At 69.8% G+C, this 17,926-nt stretch carries 15 protein-coding genes; 7 read left to right on the top strand and 8 right to left on the bottom strand.

Features of this window, described 5'->3' with window-relative positions:
* Positions 1-54 precede the first annotated feature (54 nt).
* Complete coding sequence (locus tag AAFF32_RS16950; RefSeq protein WP_342315827.1) at positions 55-663, bottom strand: class I SAM-dependent methyltransferase; 609 nt, start codon at positions 661-663, stop codon at positions 55-57.
* Positions 664-763: 100 nt separating this feature from the next.
* Between AAFF32_RS16950 and AAFF32_RS16945 the strand changes: the two genes are divergently transcribed.
* Positions 764-1,183, top strand: a complete 420-nt coding sequence (locus AAFF32_RS16945; RefSeq protein ID WP_216962698.1) for a CopD family protein — start codon at positions 764-766, stop codon at positions 1,181-1,183.
* A 97-nt stretch (positions 1,184-1,280) separates the two neighbouring features.
* Here the strand turns inward: AAFF32_RS16945 and AAFF32_RS16940 are convergent, their stop codons facing one another.
* Positions 1,281-2,516 (bottom strand): endonuclease/exonuclease/phosphatase family protein, encoded by a 1,236-nt coding sequence (locus tag AAFF32_RS16940; RefSeq protein WP_342315826.1) that lies wholly within the window; start codon positions 2,514-2,516, stop codon positions 1,281-1,283.
* A gap of 64 nt (positions 2,517-2,580) precedes the next feature.
* Entirely contained in the window at positions 2,581-3,315 is a 735-nt protein-coding gene (locus AAFF32_RS16935) for an arginyltransferase (RefSeq protein WP_216964343.1), read from the bottom strand.
* A 140-nt stretch (positions 3,316-3,455) separates the two neighbouring features.
* Between AAFF32_RS16935 and AAFF32_RS16930 the strand changes: the two genes are divergently transcribed.
* Positions 3,456-4,079 (top strand): hypothetical protein, encoded by a 624-nt coding sequence (locus AAFF32_RS16930; protein WP_342315825.1) that lies wholly within the window; start codon positions 3,456-3,458, stop codon positions 4,077-4,079.
* 233 nt (positions 4,080-4,312) lie between these two features.
* Here the strand turns inward: AAFF32_RS16930 and AAFF32_RS16925 are convergent, their stop codons facing one another.
* From AAFF32_RS16925 to AAFF32_RS16915, 3 genes are all read right to left on the bottom strand, one after another.
* Positions 4,313-5,167 (bottom strand): hypothetical protein, encoded by an 855-nt coding sequence (locus AAFF32_RS16925; RefSeq protein ID WP_216962689.1) that lies wholly within the window; start codon positions 5,165-5,167, stop codon positions 4,313-4,315.
* A gap of 112 nt (positions 5,168-5,279) precedes the next feature.
* A complete protein-coding gene (gene tesB, locus AAFF32_RS16920) occupies positions 5,280-6,185 on the bottom strand; it encodes an acyl-CoA thioesterase II (protein WP_342315824.1) in 906 nt (301 codons plus the stop codon).
* A gap of 294 nt (positions 6,186-6,479) precedes the next feature.
* Positions 6,480-7,052 carry an N-acetylmuramoyl-L-alanine amidase gene (locus tag AAFF32_RS16915; protein ID WP_216962684.1) on the bottom strand — a complete coding sequence of 191 codons (573 nt, stop codon included), beginning with the start codon at positions 7,050-7,052 and terminating at the stop codon, positions 6,480-6,482.
* Positions 7,053-7,154: 102 nt separating this feature from the next.
* Here AAFF32_RS16915 and AAFF32_RS16910 point away from each other — a divergent pair, with 102 nt between their 5' ends.
* From AAFF32_RS16910 to AAFF32_RS16890, 5 genes are all read left to right on the top strand, one after another.
* On the top strand, positions 7,155-7,670 hold the full coding sequence (locus AAFF32_RS16910; RefSeq protein WP_216962681.1) for an MOSC domain-containing protein: 516 nt from the start codon (positions 7,155-7,157) through the stop codon (positions 7,668-7,670).
* Positions 7,667-8,197 carry a hypothetical protein gene (locus AAFF32_RS16905; RefSeq protein WP_216962678.1) on the top strand — a complete coding sequence of 177 codons (531 nt, stop codon included), beginning with the start codon at positions 7,667-7,669 and terminating at the stop codon, positions 8,195-8,197. Before AAFF32_RS16910 ends, AAFF32_RS16905 begins: the two co-directional genes overlap by 4 nt.
* Before the next feature lie 7 nt (positions 8,198-8,204).
* Positions 8,205-10,415 (top strand): bifunctional 23S rRNA (guanine(2069)-N(7))-methyltransferase RlmK/23S rRNA (guanine(2445)-N(2))-methyltransferase RlmL, encoded by a 2,211-nt coding sequence (rlmKL, locus tag AAFF32_RS16900; protein ID WP_216962675.1) that lies wholly within the window; start codon positions 8,205-8,207, stop codon positions 10,413-10,415.
* Between the two features lie 279 nt (positions 10,416-10,694).
* Complete coding sequence (locus tag AAFF32_RS16895; RefSeq protein WP_342315823.1) at positions 10,695-15,275, top strand: YadA-like family protein; 4,581 nt, start codon at positions 10,695-10,697, stop codon at positions 15,273-15,275.
* Between the two features lie 237 nt (positions 15,276-15,512).
* Positions 15,513-16,367: a pirin family protein gene (locus AAFF32_RS16890; protein WP_342315822.1), complete on the top strand. Its 855-nt coding sequence runs from the start codon at positions 15,513-15,515 to the stop codon at positions 16,365-16,367.
* 173 nt (positions 16,368-16,540) lie between these two features.
* Here AAFF32_RS16890 and aqpZ read toward each other — a convergent pair whose 3' ends face one another.
* Complete coding sequence (aqpZ, locus tag AAFF32_RS16885; RefSeq protein WP_216962667.1) at positions 16,541-17,278, bottom strand: aquaporin Z; 738 nt, start codon at positions 17,276-17,278, stop codon at positions 16,541-16,543.
* A 190-nt stretch (positions 17,279-17,468) separates the two neighbouring features.
* Positions 17,469-17,906 (bottom strand): hypothetical protein, encoded by a 438-nt coding sequence (locus AAFF32_RS16880; RefSeq protein WP_216962664.1) that lies wholly within the window; start codon positions 17,904-17,906, stop codon positions 17,469-17,471.
* Between the last annotated feature and the right edge of the window lie 20 nt (positions 17,907-17,926).

Raw genomic sequence — 17,926 nt, 5'->3', positions numbered from 1 at the left:
TGCTGCGTCGCAGCATAGCGGATCGTCTGCGGCGCTGGATGAATCGGGGCGAGGTCAGGCCGGGCGTTCGAGGGCGACCAGGCGGTCTTCCAGCGCCGGGGAGAGCCACAGGTGCGAGCCCAGCGGCACGAAACCGGCCTTGCCGAAGCGCTGGCGGTAGAAGCGCGCCGGCCGTGGCTGGAAGCCGACGTTGTCGCCGTCGGTTTCGTCCTCGGCCGTGAAGGTTTCCAGGAAGGCGACGCCGCCGCAGAGTTCGGCCAGGCCGGGCAGGCCGCGATCGAGTTCGCGCGTGTCCAGGTAGTGCATGACGTCGCTGCACACCAGCAGGTCGACCGGCGGGCAGGGGCGCAGCTGCGCGAAGTCGGCGAAGCGCGCGAAGTGGAGGTTGCGGCGCGCGCCGAAACGGCGCACCGCGTATTCGCTGCTGTCGAAACCCAGGTAGGACGCTTTCGGCCGCAGCTTCAGCAGCGGTGCGCGCCAGGGGCCTTCGCCGCAGCCGATGTCGAGCACGGTGCGGATGGGGCGTTCCAGGTGGTACTCGGCGGTGGCCACGGCGAGCGCGACCTTGCGCGCGAGTCGTGCGGTGCTGCCGACGGCGTGGTCCTTCTTCGAGGGATCGCGGTACCAGCGTTCGAAGTAGGCCTGGTCGTAGTGTTTGGTCATGGGGCGGGATTGTATGGGCGCGCGCTGTCGGACAGGGAATCGACCCGGAGGCGACCCATCGCGGTGTGCAATCCTATGCGCCGACTTTCGGAGGATCCCCATGGCCTACTTCTGGACCAAGACCGCTCATCTGGTGTTCGTCATGGCGTGGATGGGCGGCGTGTTCTACCTGCCGCGGATCCTGGTGAACATCGCCGAGGCCGGCAATGAACCGGCAGTGCGCGCGCGCCTGGTGCTGATGGGCCGCCGGCTGTATCGCTTCGGGCACATGATGTTCGGCCTCGCCTTCGTGTTCGGGCTGGTGCTGTGGCTGTACTTCAAGGTCAGCGGCGGTTGGCTGCACGCGAAGCTGGCGCTGGTGGTGCTGATGCTCGTGCACTACACGCTGGCAGGGCGCTGGCTCAAGGGCGTGGACGCCGGGCGCGCGCTGCCTTCGTCGACGGCGCTGCGCTGGTTCAACGAAGTGCCGGTGCTGTTGCTGGTGGCGATCGTGTTCCTGGTGTTGGCCAAGCCGTTCTGATCGGTTTGGCAGTGCGTGGCGTAGCGTGCACGCAGCTTCTAGCCCCTCGCCCGTTTACGGGAGAGGGGTTGGGGTGAGGGCAAACGGCGCATGCGCCTCACGGCGCCGGCACGTCCAGATCCACCCACACCAGATGGTGATCGCTGCCGTCCGCGATCGCCGCCTCCGGCGATGACGATGCCGGCCAGAACACGCCGCTGTCCTTGAGTGCAAAACCCACCGACGGCAGCACGTAATCCAATCGCATCGTGCCCGCCTTCGGGCCGAAGTCGCCGGTCGCGTGCGCGGGCGCGCCGCGATGCACGATGCCGGAGGCCGCGTACTTCGCCGTCACCTCCGCCGCGCCTTCGCTGCGCGGGGTGGCGTAACGCAGCACGCGCGGGTGTTCGAGCAGTTCGACGATGGCTTCGTGGCGACCGTCGCCGTCGACGGGATCGTTGTTGAGATCGCCCGCGATCACGAAGCGCGCACCTTCAGGCAGTCCGCCGCAGCGGCCGCGGTCGTCGCACAGCCAGGGCTTGTCGCCGGGCGAGAGGTATTCGCTCCACAAACGCAGCTCGTCCGCATTGCGCGCGCCGTTGCGATCCTCGGGACCGTCGAACACCGGCGGCGTCGGATGCGAGACGAGGAAGTGCAGCGTGCCCGATGGCGTGCGCACCGGCACGTCCCAGTGCGACTTGGACGACAGCCGCAATTGCGACCAGACGTTCGCCGGGTACCACGGCTCGCCCGTCTTCGGGTCCTTCGGCTGGCGCGCGCCGGGCAGGGCGCTCCACTTCAGCAACTGGAACGTGCGCACCTGTTCGGCATCGATCGGGAACTTCGACAGCACCAGCATCCCGTACTGGCCCGGGTGAAGGCCGTAGCCCCAAGCGTCGTTGCCGCGATTGCGGCCTTCACCGCCCGCGCTGCCGTTGCGGTCCAGGTCCAGTCCGCTGGGCACGCCGGTGTTCACGGGCGCGAGGTAGCGGTAGGGATAGCGCAGCGGATCGCCGCCGCCGGGCTGCGCGACTTCGAGGTAGTGACGCTGGAACAGGTCGGCCGCGCGGCCGTCGGTGTCGTAGTCGAATTCGTTGAGCAGCACCACGTCCGGACGCACGCGCTGCAGGACCGAGGCGATCTTGCGCGCGCCGGCGTCGGCGCCTTCGAGGCGGCGGATCAGACCGCCCGTGTCGTCCTCGTACAGCGAGGTGTTGTAGGTCGCCACGCGCAGCGTCGCGTCGTCGCTCATCGAGCGCATCCAGGCGTCGGGATCGCCCTTGACGTTGACCTGCGTGCAGGCGGCGAGAAGCAGCGCCAGCGGCGCAACAAGAAGGAGAGGGAATCGGGCCATCGCGCGATTCTGTCACGCGGCCGCGCAGGGCGGATGACAGCGCTTGGCGGTGTGGCGTCGACGCTCAGGGCAGGTCGTGCCATTGCCGGCCGTCGAAGGCTTCCAGCGGACGGAAGCGCCGCTTGTAGTCCATCTTCGGATGACCTTCGATCCAGTAGCCCAGGTACAGATGGCGGCGGCGTTCGCGACGTGCCCATTCCAGCTGCCGGAGGATCGCCAGCGTGCCCAGGCCGCGATCGGCTTCGTCCGGGTCGTAGAAGGTGTAGACGGCCGACAGCGAGACTTCCGTGCAGTCGGTGACGGCCACGGCGAGCAGCTTGCCGGGACCTTGCGGCGAAGGCTCGCGCAGTTCGAGGAAGCGGCCTTCACTCCAGCTGCCGATCAGGAACTGGTCGAACTCCGACGCGCCGTGTCCGTCCATGCCGCCGCCGGCATGGCGCGAGGCGAGGTAGCGGCGATAGAGCGCCAGTTGTTCGGCCGTGCGCTGCGCGGGCAGCACGCGCATCTCCACGCGCGCATTGCGCGCCAGGCAGCGCCGCTGGCTGCGGTCGGGCTCGAAGCGGTCCACCGGGATGCGCACCGCCACGCAGGCGCGGCAGCCGGCGCAATGCGGGCGGTAGACGATGTCCCCGGAGCGGCGGAAGCCCCAGCCCAGCGCGTGCGGGTACCAGTCGCGCAGGCGCGGGTCGCGCGGGTCGAGCACCAGGTCGCGCGCCATGCGCTCCGGCCAGTAGCCGCAGGCGTGCTCGCCCGTGTGAAACAGGCGCAGGTCGTCGCTGTCCTGCGGTTCGGTGCCCATGGCCCCAGCATAGCGCCGCCGGACGTGAGGGGAACGCTGTCGCTCGACTGAACGCGGCCGGCTCGGCGTCAACCACCCGACGCGGCGCGCGTTGACTGGAACATCGGCGCCATCCGGCGCTGCCCGCAGGAGCAGTCCCCATGACCCGCACCACCGCTTCCGTTCTCCTCGCCACCGCTGTCGCTGCGCTTGTCGCCGGTGCCGCCATCGCCGCGCCGCAGGGCGACGCCCCGGCGCGTCCGAAGCTCGACGCGAACAACGACGGCGCCATCGACCGCACCGAGGCCGCCGCGCACCCGCGCCTGGCCGCGAACTTCGACCAGCTCGACAAGAACCGCGACGGCAAGCTCGACGCATCCGAGCGTCCGCACCGCCAGGGCGGTCATCACGGCCGCGGCCGTCATGGCGGCACCGAGCGCATCGTGAAGGCCGATGCCGACGGCGACGGCCGCATCAGCAAGACCGAGGCCGCCACGCTGCCGTGGATCGAAGGGAAGTTCGCCGACATCGACGCCAACCGTGACGGCTACATCGTCCGCAGCGAGCTGACCAAGTACCACGAGCGCATGCGCCCGCAGCGCGAGGCCGAACGCGCCAGGCGTGCCGAAGAGCGCTTCGCCGCCGCCGACCTGAACAAGGACGGCAAGCTCAGTCGCGTGGAGGTCAGTGAAAAGATGCCGCGCCTGGCGCAGTCGTTCGCTTTCATGGACGAGGATCGCGACGGCTTCCTCACCCGCGCCGACCTGGCGCCGCACAAGCGCTGACCGCGGCGGAACTTCCGCCGTCGCGCCCGGTCGATGACCGGGCGTGCTGATGGTTCAACCCTCTTGCCCGTGCCGGGGTCTCGCGGCACGGGCTTTTCTTTTTTGGGGTGCCGGACGTTGGTCCATCCACCTCTGGGGCACACCGCTTCATCCTTCGACTTCGGCCTACGCTCAGGACGAACGGTGGAGAGATTACGAAGTCGGTCCGACGAAGGGCGAACGCATGGCGCGACTCACATCGCCACGTGCTTCAACGTCCGCACGACCTGCCATCCGGCCTCGGTCTGCTGCACTTCCAGCGTCTTGTACGAACCCGACAGGCGATGGTGGTACGCGGTGTATTCGATCACGCCGGTGACCCGGTCCTCATCGTCGCGCGACTTCGGACGGAACGCGTGCACGTCCACCAGCAGCGCCGGCTTGCCGGTGCCGCGCTGCTGGCTGCCGACTTCGTCGTTCGCGGTGCGCACGCATTGCGACGCAGGCACCACCTCACGGCGTCGCGGTTTCATCACCAGCGGCTGCATCGCCTGGATCAGTTCCGGCGAGGCGTCCTGTCCGTCGATCGACAGGCACAGCACGTCAATGTGCGTCTTCGGCAGCTCCTGCGTGAAGATCGCCGCCGCCAGCGGTTGCGGGATCTGCGCGAGCGAACCGTCGAGCGGGTGCGTCTTCAGCGCTTCGGTCGGGATGTCGGTCTTCACCACGTGCATGATCGCCAGCCAGCCGACGAGGACGATGCCCGCCAGCAGCACCAGCTTGATGCGCAGCATGCGCGTCTGCGCCTTCTTGGCCGGGCCGCTGTCCTGCGAATTCAACCGGAAGCTCGGACCGGAGAAGCTCTCGCGCGTGGTTTCAAGAAGCCCGGCGCCGCGCAGAATCTCGCGCGCGCGAACGGTATCGTCCGAACGCACGACCCACACGGCCGGCTTCGGGCCGCCGGCTTCCTCGCTGTAACTGAACGTGCCGCGACGGCCGCCCTTGTAGGAACGTCCGTTGGTGATGCGCACCTCGATGTCGGCATCGCGCAGCATCTGCGCGACGCTCTCGACGTTCTCAAGGCGCTGGCTGCTGAAGACTTGTCTCATTGCATTGGGATTCGGGATTCGGGAGTGGGGATTCGCAAGAGCAGGATTGGAGACGGCGAAGCGCTTGGAGTGTCGGGGCGGAGCGGGCTCTTGCGAATCCCGAATCCCGGCCTCACTCCCTCGCCGGCACATGCGCCGCCGCAGCGGCGTCCTTCACCACGCGGATCAGTCCTTCCTGCGCGGTGCTGGCGATGAGGTGGCCGTTGCGGTCGAAGATCTGCCCGCGCGCCAGGCCCCGGCTGCTCTGCACGGTGGGGCTGTCCATCGAATAGAGCAGCCAGTCGTCGGCGCGGAACGGGCGGTGGAACCACAGTGCGTGATCGAGCGAGGCCATCTGCACGTTGGGCTGGTAATAGCTCACGCCATGCGGGAACGTCGCGGTGCCGAGCAGGTGGAAGTCGGAGGCATAGGCGAGCAGTGCGCGATGCAACTCCGGCGCATCGCCGACGCGTTCGGTCAGGCGGAACCAGAACTGCTGGAACGGCGGGCGCTTGGGCGGGTTGAGCTCGTCGCGCGGATAGACGTGGCGCAGCTCGAACGGCCCCTTGCGCGAAAGCCAGCGCTGCACCTTGATCGGCAGCGTCGCCATGACGTGCTCGGGCACCGCCGGCGCGGGATCGATGTCCTCGGGCTTGGGCACCTCGGGCATCGAGAGCTGGTGCTCGGCGCCGTCCTCGTCCTGCTGGAACGAGGCGGCCATGAAGAAGATCACTTCGCCGTGCTGGATCGCGGTGACGCGGCGCACGGAGAAGCTGCCGCCGTCGCGGGTGCGGTCGATCTGGTAGACGATCGGCGCGGCGATGTCGCCGGCGCGCAGGAAGTACGCGTGCAGCGAGTGCGCGCCACGCGGCGCCTCCATGGTCGCCTGCGCGGCCGACAGCGCCTGGCCGAGCACCTGCCCACCGAACACGTACTTGGTGCCGATGTCGCGACTCTGGCCGCGGAACAGGTTGTCCTCCAGCCGTTCCAGCGAGAGCAGCTCGACCAGTTCGGGAACGACTTGCTCGTGGGCGGTCATGCGGGGACTCGTGCGTGGAATGAGGAAAAGTATAACCGGCGGGGTTCGGAGGCCCTGGCGGGAGGAGGCCGGGAATGGGGAATGGGGAATGGGGATTCGCAAGATCGAACCCGATGGCCTCGCGTACGGGCCTCCGCCTTCCATGCCGTCATCCCCGCGAAGGCGGGGATCCAACTCGCAGCGTTCATCCCGTCCTCCGCAGAGCGTGATGGGTCGGGCACTTGCATTCCCGCCTTCGCGGGAACGACAGCTTCAATGGGCCCGAATGGGCCCCGGCCCCGCTCGCCAGCCGGTTTACACCAGCCGCTGCAACCCCACGCCCGCCATCACGCGATCCCACGGAAACATCGGCCCCGGATCGCGCTTGCGCGGCACGAGCACGTCCGGGTCGTCCGTCGCCGGCACTTGCGTGGTGTCCAGGTCCTCGTGGCCGGCGATGAAGCGCAGCGACGGCAGTTCCGATTCCAGCCAGCGCAGCAGCGCGATCAGTGCCTCGATCTGCGCCGCCGTGTACGCCTCGTCCATCGCCTGGTGCGAGGCCGCCAGCCAGTCGGGATAGCGGCCGCGGTTCACCAGTTCGATGCCGATCGAGCGCGGATTGTGGCCACGCACGTGGTGCGCCACGCGCTCCGGCGCGACGTACCGGTGCAGGCTGCCGTCGCGGTCGATGTAGTAGTGGCCGCTGTTGCCGGTCAGCGAACCTTCGTACAGCACTTCCTCGCCGAAGCGCCGCGCCATCGTCAGGTCCGGAAGCTCCGTGCAGTGGATGACGACGAGGTCGATCTGCGCACGCGGCCGCGCGTCGAGGCGGTCCTCGTAGGGCAGCGGTTCCAGGGCGATGGGCGGAGCCGGAGGGGCGGGCGACATGGGGCCGGATGCTACCATTCGCCTCCCGCGCGGCGTCCCGTTGCCGCCCGGCGTCGATTCCCCGCCTGCGACCGTCGCGGCCGACCCCGAACCCAGCCGCCCATGAAGCTCCCGCCCGCCGACTCCGAGCTCGGCAAACTGATGGCCATGCTCCCGCGCGCCGGCCAGGTCGAATGGATCGGCCTGCGTCGCGAGCGCGACGTGCCCATGGTCGAGGTCGACCAGGTCCAGGCGCAAACCGGCGCCGGCCTGGCGGGCGACCGTTACACGGGCGGCAGCGGCAAGCGCGGCATCACCCTGATCCAGGCCGAACACCTGCCGGTGATCGCCGCACTCGCAGGCCACGACGCCGTGCAGCCGGCCACGCTGCGCCGCAACCTCGTCGTCTCCGGGCTGCCGCTGGTGGCGCTGAAGGGTCGGCGGTTCCGCATCGGCGAGGTCGTGCTGGAAGGCACCGACAGCTGCGATCCGTGCTCGCGCATGGAAGCCGCGCTCGGGCCCGGCGGTTTCAACGCGATGCGCGGCCACGGCGGCCTGTGCGCTCGCATCCTCGAAGGCGGAATCATCCGCCGCGGCGACACGGTCGTCGCCCTCACGGACATCGACACCAACGCATGAGCACGCGCGGACACTGCATTCTTTCCCACGGCTTCGAAAGCGGCCCCGACGCGACCAAGGTCACCGCGCTGGCGGATGCCGCGCAGCGCCTGGGCTGGAGCCACGAGCGCCCCGACTACACCGACCTGGACGCCAGGCGCGATGTCAGCGAAGTGGGCGACGTCTACGCACGCATGGAGCGCCTGCTCGGCCTGGCGCGCGATGCCGCCGCGCGGGGTCCCGTAGTGCTGGCCGGGTCGAGCCTGGGTGCGTACATCTCCGGCTTCGTCTCGCTGAAGGTCCAGCCGCTGGGCCTGTTCCTGATGGCGCCGCCGGTGCGCATGGGCGAGGCGCCGCGACTGGACGCCGCGCGCGTGCCCACGTCCGTCATCCACGGCTGGAACGACGAACTGATTCCCGCCGCCGAAGTCGTCGCCTGGTCGTACGCGCGCAGTGCGCGCCTGCTGCTGGTCGACGACAGCCATCGTCTTTCCAATCACGTCGAGACGAGCGCGGAAGCGTTCGCCTCGCTGCTCGCTTCGCTCTGAGACTTCAATGAAATTCTTCGCCAGCTGCGGCAAAGGCCTCGAATACCTGCTCGCCGACGAGCTGGCCGCATTGGGCTGCACGCGCGCGACGGCCGCCATGGCCGGCGTCAACGTCGAAGGCACGCTGCACGATGCGCAGCGCGCCGTGCTGTGGTCGCGCCTGGCCAGCCGCGTGCTGTGGCCCATCGCCGAATTCGATTGCCCCGACGAACACGCGCTGTACGCCGGTGTCGCCGCGATCGACTGGACGGCGCACCTCGCGCAGGGCGACACGCTCGCCGTGGACGCGCACGTGTCCGGCGAGGCGATCACGCACGCGCGCTACGCCGCGCAACGCGTGAAGGACGCGGTCGTCGACGTGATGCGCGGCAAGACCGGTACGCGCCCGGACGTCGATGTCGAATCGCCGGACCTGCGCTTGAGCCTGGTGCTGCGAAAGGGCCGCGCGATCGTTTCGATCGACCTGTCGGGCGGCCCGATGCACCGCCGCGGCTGGCGCACCAAGCAGGGCGAGGCGCCGTTGAAGGAAAACCTCGCCGCGGCCGTGCTGATGCGCGGGCACTGGACGAAGGTGTACGCCGAAGGCGGCGCGCTGCTCGATCCGATGTGCGGCAGCGGCACGCTGTTGATCGAAGGCGCATTGATGGCCGCCGACGTCGCGCCGGGCCTGCAGCGCCACGGCAACGAACTGCCCACGCGCTGGCGCGGCCTGGATGCGGCGGCGTGGCATGCGCTCGTCGACGATGCGCGCAAGCGCGAAGCGTCCGGCATGAACGCGCTGCGCCCGGCGTTCTTCGGTCGCGATACCGACCCGCACGCGATCCGCGCCGCGCAGGACAACGCCGTGCTGGCCGGGCTGGCGGGATTGATCGAGTTCAAGGTGGGGGACATCCGCTCGCTCGACGCGCCGGTCCATCCTTCCACAGCGCACGATGCGGACGGCGATGGCGAACCGCGCGCCGGTGACGGACAGCAGGGCCTGGTCGTCTGCAACCCGCCGTATGACGCGCGCCTGCATGCCGACCCCGCGCTGTACCGCGCGCTCGGCGATGCGCTCAAGCGCGCCGTGCCGCAGTGGCGGGCCAGCCTGCTGTGCGGCGACGCCGAACTCGCGTTCGCGACGGGCTTGCGCGCGTCGAAGAAGTACCAGCTGTTCAACGGCGCGATCGAATGCACGCTGATCGTCTGCGATCCGGTCGCACCGGTGCAGCGCCGCCGCACCGACGAAGCCGGCGTCGAAGTGGCGCCGACGCTGTCGGAAGGCGCGCAGATGGTCGCCAACCGCCTGCGCAAGAACCTGCGCAAGCTCAAGCACTGGCGCGAGAGCGAAGGCATCACCTGTTATCGCGCCTACGACGCGGACATTCCCGAGTACGCCGCGGCCATCGACCTGTACACCACCGACGAAGCCACGCCGCGCACCTTCGCGCACGTGCAGGAATACGCCGCGCCTGCGGAGATCCCCGAGAACGTGCAGCGTCGCCGGCTCAACGAACTGCTTGCCGCCGTGCGCGAGGTCTTCGCGGTGCCGCGCGAGAACGTGGCGTTGAAGACGCGCTCCCGCGGCAAGGGCGGCAGCAAGTACGGGCAGATGGATTCGCGCGGCGAGTTCGTGCCCGTGCGCGAAGGCCGCGCGCGGTTGCTGGTGAACCTGTTCGACTACCTCGACACGGGCCTGTTCCTGGACCATCGCCCGATGCGCCTGCACATCGCCGATGAAGCGCAGGACGTGCGCTTCCTCAACCTGTTCGGCTACACGGGCGCGGCGACCGTGCAGGCCGCCGTCGGCGGCGCACGCCTGACGACCACCGTGGATCTGTCCGCGACGTACCTGGAGTGGTGCGCCGACAACCTGCGCGAGAACAACATGGGCGGCACGCGCCATCGCCTCGTGCAGGCCGATGCGCTGAGCTGGCTGGAAGCCGACACGCAGCAGTACGACATGATCTTCTGCGACCCGCCGACGTTCTCCAATTCCAAGCGTGCGCAGGATTTCGACGTGCAGGCGCAGCACGTGCGCCTGCTGCGCGCGGCGGTGGCGCGACTGGCCGACGGCGGCGTGCTGTATTTCTCCAACAACTTCCGGCGCTTCCGCCTGGATGAAACGGCCCTCGCCGAGTTTGCGCACGTCGAGGACATTTCCGCGCGCACGATTCCGCCGGACTTCGAGCGCGACGCGCGCATTCACCGCTGCTGGCGGATCACGCGCCGCGCCTGAGGCGCGGCCGCATAGCACTTCACGTCTGGCGACCTTCGCCCCTCCAGGGGCGGGGCGCGCGCGTGAATGCACGGTTTTCGCAAATTCTTCATTCGGTCTCCACGCGCGGCCGGGTAATCCACCGATGGGCCGTGACTCCGCCTAGACGAAGGTGAAGCCCACCCAACGCATGCATCGGTCAGCCGGACGTGCCGATGCGCACCGCCCCAGGGTGCCTGCCACCGTTGTCGCCCGTTCCCGGCACCCGCTCATCGATTCCGCCGACGACGGGAGATGGTCATGGCCGCCAAGCAACAGTCGCCGCGCGCGCGCATCGCGCCGCAGCATGAACCCCTTCAGCAAGCACGGCCGCCGCGCCTGAGATCGGCGGCGTGGGTGATGGCGCTGCTCGGCGCAGGCGTTTGTTCGCAGGCGTGGTCGCAGGCCACGTGCACCGGTCCGGGCGGGCAGGTGGTGCTCGGTGCGGGCTCCTTCGTCTGCGGCAGCAGCGCCACTGCGTCCAACGCGACCGGCAATGCGTCGGCTTTCGGCAACCAGGCCAGTGCGACGGGCTTCGGCGCGGTTGCGCTGGGGGCCGGCGCGGTCACCAACGGTCTGCAGGCCACGGCGGTCGGCACGCAGGTGCAGGCCAATGCGGAAGGTGCGATCGCGGTGGGTGGGCAGTCGCGCGCAAACGCGGAAGGCGCTGCGGCGTTCGGCGGTTTCGTCGACCTCAACAACGACAACCTCGCCGACGCCGCCGAGGCGACGACGGCCAACTTCGTCAACGCCACCGCGATCGGCAACAACGCGCAGGTGAGTGCCGCGAACGGTTCGGCCTTCGGCAACCAGAGCCGCGCGGCGGCCAACGCGGTGGCGGTGGGACAGGCGGCGCAGGCCACCGGCGCGCAGGCCACGGCGCTGGGGCAGGGCGCCAGCGTCTCGGTGACCGGCGCGGTGGCGCTCGGCGCCGGGTCGGTGGCCGATCGCGCCAACACGGTTTCGGTGGGCACGGCCAGCGCGCAGCGGCAGATCGTCAACGTCGCCGCCGGCACCGCGCCGACGGATGCGGTCAACCTGAGCCAGCTCAACGCCGTGCAGATCCAGGTGGCCGACGGCATCCGCTACTTCCAGGCCGACGGCCTGGGCGACGGCACCGACGATGCCTCCACCACCGGCCAGTTCAGCATCGCCGCCGGCAGCACGGCGGTGGCGAACGGGCCCGGCACGACGGCGCTGGGCTCCAACAGCACTGCGACAGGCGAAGCGGCGATCGCGGTGGGCGCGTTCGCCCGCGCGACGGCCGAGCAGACGCTGGCCATCGGCACCGGCGCGCAGGCGACGGTGATCGGCGCGCAGGCGTTCGGCATCGGCGCCAATGCGACCGCCGATCGCGCGCTCGCCGTCGGCGGCGGTTCGCAGGCCACCGGCGCGACCAGCATGGCCGCGGGCAACGAGGTCGTCGCCAGCGGGCAGAGCAGCCTGGCGCTGGGGTATCGCAGTTCGGCGACGAACACGCTGACCACCGCCATCGGCGGCTGGAACGACAGCAACGCCAACGGCGTGGTGGACGCGAACGAAGTGACGCTGGCGTCCGGGCAAGGCGCCATCGCGTTCGGTCCGGCCGCGCAGGCCACCGACACCGGCACCGTTTCCATCGGCTCCGACAGCACCGCCACCGCGCAGGCGAGCACGGCGGTCGGCACGATCTCGCACGCGACCGCGCTGGGCAGCGCGGCGTTCGGCTTCGATGCCAGCGCCACGCAGCAGGCGGCGCTGGCGCTGGGCGGCGGCTCGCGCGCGACGGCGACCAACAGCACCGCCGTGGGCACGCTCGCGCAGGCGCAGGCGGGCAACACCATCGCCATCGGTTTCCGTTCCAGCGCCGCAGCCACCGACAGCGTGGTGATGGGCACCAACGCGCAGATCGCCGCCGTGGCTGCCAACGGCATTTCCATCGGCAACAACAGCCAGGTGAACTCGCTCAACGGCCTGGCCGTGGGCACCGGCGCGATAGTGGCGGCGCTCGATCCCAGCGGCACGGCGATCGACAACGGCATCGCCATCGGCAACAACAGCCGTTCCAACAACAAGGACGCCACCGCGGTCGGCGCGAACGCCGTCGCCAACGGCCAGAACAGCGTCGCCTTCGGCACCGCCGCGCTCGCGCAGGGGCCGCAGGCCAGCGCCATCGGCCAGAACGCGCGCGCGACCGGCAGCAACTCGGTCGCGCTGGGTACCTCGGCGCTGGCGCAGGGCAACGTGAGCACGGCGCTGGGGCAGAACTCCACCGCGACCGGCTCGCTCAGCGTCGCGCTCGGCCAGTCCGCCGATGCCACCGCGAGCGAAGCGCTGGCGGTGGGCAACAACGCGCAGGCGACGGCGGCCAATGCGACTTCGCTCGGCCGCTCCGCCAATGCATCGCAGACCGGTGCGTTGGCGCTGGGCGCGGACTCGGTCGCCTCGCAGGTGGATGCCTTCGCCGCCGGACGCGGCAGTGCGGCGGCGGGCGCGGGCAGCGTCGCGCTGGGCGCGGCGAGTTTCGCCGCCGGCCCGGGCGACACCGCCATCGGCCGCAACGCGCGCGTCAACGCCGACCAGAGCACGGCCGTCGGCGAGAACGCGACGATCGCCGTGGGCGCATTGCAGGCGTCGGCGTTCGGCGCCAACACCAGCGTGACCGCGTCGCAGGGCACGGCGCTGGGCTTCGGCAGCAGCGTCTCGGCGGTGAACGCCGTCGCGTTAGGCGCGGGCAGCGTCGCCAATCTGGCCAACACGGTGTCCTTCGGCACCGTCGGTGCGGAACGCCGGCTGGTGAACGTGGCGCCCGGCGTGGCGCCGACCGATGGCGTGAACGTCAGCCAGCTCGGCATCGTCGTCGGCGCGAGCACGCGCTACTTCAAGGCGGACGGATTGAACGACGGCAGCGACGACGCGGTCGCCAGCGGACTGACCTCCGTCGCCGCAGGCGCGGGCGCGCAGGCCCTGGGCGCGAACAGCGTCGCGGTCGGTGCCGCCAGCCGCGCCGCCGGGCCGTCCGATACGGCGGTCGGCCGCAACGCACAGGTGCTCGCCGACCAGAGCACGGCGGTGGGCGCCGACAGCGTCATCGCCGTCGGTGCGTTGCAGTCATCGGCTTTCGGCGCGAACACGAACGTCGGCGCGACGCAGGGCACGGCGCTCGGCTTCGGCGCGAGCACGACCGTGGACGGCGGCGTGGCGCTGGGCGCGGGCTCCGTGTCCGGCCGCGCCATCGCGCCGGCCGTCGGGGTGATCCCGGCGGGCATCCACGTCATTCCGTTCAACACGACGGACCGCACGTTGCTGGGTGCCATCTCGGTCGGCACCGATACCGCCTACCGGCAGATCATCAACGTCGCCGACGGCACGGAAGGCAGCGATGCCGTGACCGTGCGGCAGTTGCAGAGCGCGATCGGCGGCGTGTCGAGTGCGGGTTCGATGTACTTCCACGCCAATTCGACGCAGGCCGACTCGCTGGCGGTCGGCGCCGAGTCCATCGCGGTCGGTCCGTTGGCGGTGGTGAATGCCGACAGCGGCATCGGCATCGGCAACGGAGCGACGATCGAAACGGCCGCGAGCGACGGCATCGCCATCGGTCGCAACACGCTCGTCGGAGGCACGTCCGGCGTGGCCGTGGGCGTGCAGGCGGAATCCTTCGGTGCGGGCAGCGTTGCGCTCGGCGGCAGTGCGCTCGCATTGCAGCCGCTGTCGGTCGCACTGGGCACCGGCGCGGTCAGTTCGCATCTGCTGTCGGTCGCCATCGGCGCCGAATCGGTCACCACGGTCGGCCCGCAGACGGGCTACACGGCCTTCGGACTGGCGGCACCGCAGAACTCCATCGGCGAGGTGTCCTTCGGCAGGGCATCGGCGGCACGCAAGTTGACGCACGTCGCGGCGGGCAGCGACGACACCGACGCGGTCAACGTCGCGCAGCTGCGCGCGGTGCAGGTGGCGGCGGGTGACGCGTTGCTGTGGGACGCGGGCGCCAATGCCTTCAGTGCGAACCATCTGGGCGCCGGGCCCAACAAGATCGTGAACCTCGGCGACGGTGCGGTTGGCGCGGGCAGCACCGAGGCCATCAACGGCGGCCAGTTGTACGGCAGCTTGCAGAGCATGAGCAACGCGCTGACGGGCAGCGGCGCGCTGGTCAACGGCAACGTGTTGCAGGCGCCGCAGTTCGTGCTCGACGGCAACGTCTTCAACGACGTGGCTTCGGCGCTGCAGTTCCTCCAGTCGCAGGGCGGTGGAGGCGGCGGCAGCGATGCACGCTTCACCGCGCAGGACGCGGGGCCGGCGACCGCGACCGGCACCAATGCGGTCGCCGCCGGCAGCAACGCGCAGGCCAGCGCGGACAACAGCGTTGCGCTCGGTGCCAACTCGGTGGCCGATCGTGCCAATACGGTGTCGGTCGGTTCGGCCGGCGCGGAACGCCAGGTCGCCAACGTCGCCGCCGGCAGCGCGCCGACGGACGCGGTGAACGTGCAGCAGATGCAGGCGCAATCGGTCACCACGCTGACGCAGGCGAACGCGTACACGGACGCGCGCGTGCAGGAGATCGTCGCCGTGCCGATGCAGGCCATCGAAGACCTGCGCGGCGAGGTGGAGGACGAGTTCCGCCACACGGATCGCCGCATCAACCGCCAGGGCGCGATGAACGCCGCGATGATCCACATGGCCTCCAGTGCGGCGAACATCCAGACAGACAACCGCGTGTCAGTCGGCGCCGGTTACTCGGAAGGCGAGGAAGCGGTGTCGATCGGCTACCAGCGCCGGCTGAAGCCGAACGTGTCGTTCTCCATGGGCGCGGCCTTCAGCGGCAGCGAGCAGAGCGCGGGTGCGGGTATTGGCATCGGGTGGTGATGGTGGGAGGCGCGCCGACGCCCATGGATGGGCGCGCAGCCATCGGGCGCGGCCCGATGGCGTTCGTCGGGAAGCGCGCCTGTGGCGCGCAAGCATCCCTCCTCACCCCCTGCAAGCAGGGGGAGGGGCAGAAGAAGGAGCCGTCACGGGAGCCCGGAACATGGACCGTTCCACCCACGGCACTGGCCGGGCGGCGCGGTCGGCCCGACATTGACGGGCAGGCAACAGGAGACTCCCATGAGCAACGCCCACGACTTCGCCCGCATCGGCCGCACCCTGCGCGGCATGCCCGCTTCCGACGGCGCCGGCGTGCGCCTGACGCGCGTGATCGGCACGCCGCAGCTGGAAATGCTCGACCCGTTCCTGATGCTGGACGAGTTCGGCACCGACAAGCCCGAGGATTACCTCGCCGGCTTCCCCGAGCATCCGCACCGTGGCTTCGAGACCGTCACCTACATGCTCGACGGCCGCATGCGCCACAAGGACAACCACGGCAACGAAGGCGTGCTCGTGCCCGGCAGCGTGCAGTGGATGACCGCCGGCCGCGGCCTGGTGCATTCGGAAATGCCCGAGCAGCAGGAAGGCCGCATGCGCGGCTTCCAGCTGTGGGTGAACCTGCCGGCCGCGGAGAAGATGGCGGAGCCGCAGTACCAGGAGTTCGCGCCCGACCGCATTCCGCTGCTGCAACCGGCGCAAGGCGTGCGCGTGAAGGTCATCGCGGGGCGCGTCGGCGACGTCGCCGGTCCCATTCGCCAGCCGGCGACCGATCCGGTCTACCTGGACATCGAACTCGCCCCCGGCGCGCGCTGGGAATATGACTTGCCCGAAGGCCACAACGCGTTCGCCTATGTATTCGAAGGCGCCGGTTCCCTCGGTGAGGGACGCGATGCGCGGCCGCTGTCGACGCAGGAAATCGCCGTGCTCATCGGCGGTCGTACCGTGCGCCTGGAAGCCGGCGACGGCGGCCTGCGCGCGATCCTCGTCGCCGGCCGTCCGCTGCGCGAGCCGGTCGCGCGCTACGGCCCGTTCGTGATGAACACCAAGGAGCAGATCATGCAGGCGTTCGTCGATTACCAGGAAGGGCGTTTTTAGCCCGTTGTAGCCCGGGTACGCGCAGCGCACCCGGGGAGGTGTGTCCGGCGCCGGGCCCCGGGTGCGGCCTTCGGCCTTACCCGGGCTACAGAAGCAATGCCGTTTCGGCGAGTCATCAAAAAAAAGGCCACGCTCGCGCGTGGCCTTTCTTCATTGCATCGAAGACGCAGCGATCAGCGACGCGTGCCCGCGACCTCCGGACCGTACTGACCGAGCCAGCGATAGACCACGCCGCCGAGCAGGCCGCCGGCGATCGGCGCGACCCAGAACAGCCACAGCTGCGACATCGCCACCGGGCCGCCGAACACCGCCACGGCGGTGGAACGCGCCGGGTTCACCGACGTATTGGTGACCGGGATGGAGATCAGGTGGATCAGCGTCAGCGCAAGACCAATCGCGATGGGCGCGAAGCCCGCCGGCGCGCGCGTGTGCGTGGCGCCGAGGATCACGATCAGGAACATCGCCGTCATCACCAGCTCGCACAGGAACGCCGCACCGATGCCGTACCCGCCGGGCGAGTGCGAGCCGAAGCCGTTGGTGGCGAACGTGCCGGCGGCATTGGGATCGATGGTGAAGCCCGGCGCCCCACCGGCGATATGCAACAGGACGAACGCGGCGAGGATGCCGCCCAGCACCTGGGCGAAGATGTAAGGCACCAGTTCGCCGGTCGGGAAACGGCCGCCGGCCCACAGGCCGAAACTCACGGCAGGATTGAAATGGCCGCCCGAGATATGACCCAGCGCGTACGCGCCGGTGAGGACCGTGAGGCCGAAGGCGAGCGAGACGCCGACCAGGCCGATGCCGATCTCGACACCGCCCGAATTGAACTTCGCCGCGAGCACTGCACTTCCGCAACCGCCAAGCACCAACCAGAACGTGCCGATGAACTCGGCCGCAAGCTTCCTGATCATGTTGTTTCTCCTGCCCATGGAACCGATGGAATCGAACCGATACGCGCCGGGATGTGTTCCGCGCGCGAAAGCGGCCGATCTTAGGAGCGGCGAGGAGGACGGTAACTGCGAAAGAAGCTGATTGCACGCCCGGGCCGATTGACGGCTTTCCGCCCGCGGCTGGCGGGCGGAAGGGCCGTCACGGCAAGGCTCAGTTGCTGCTCAGACGCGTGGCCGGGAAACGCAGCGACTGCGCCTGGCTGATCGCCGGTGCCAGTTGCGGTTGCTCGGCCTGCAGCCAGATGTGCGCGACGCGGCCGTCGGGCAATTCGACCAGCGTTTCGCGGACTTCCACGTTCGGACGCGTCGCCACTTCGCCGCGATACCAGTGGATGCTCTGGCCGTCGATCACGCCCGGCTCGGCGCGATTGCCGCGCTTGGGCTCGAAGTTCGCCTTGCGCGAAATGTAGAGACCGAACGCTTCGGAGCCATCGGCGCGCAGTGCACGACAGAAGTCGGCGCCGCCCGTGGCCTTGTATTCCCAGACCAGACCCGCCTCGGCGGGCAGCTGGGGACAGTTACCTTCCTGCGTGCTCTGCGCGTGCGCACTCGCCATGCCCACACCGGCGAGCACGAGCAGGGCCGACATACGCCATGCCGTCGTCTTCA

This window comes from Lysobacter sp. FW306-1B-D06B, from assembly GCF_038446665.1.
Lineage (GTDB): Bacteria > Pseudomonadota > Gammaproteobacteria > Xanthomonadales > Xanthomonadaceae > Lysobacter_J.
Note: the sequence above shows the minus strand (reverse complement) of the source record. Positions and strands in the feature narration are given on the sequence as shown.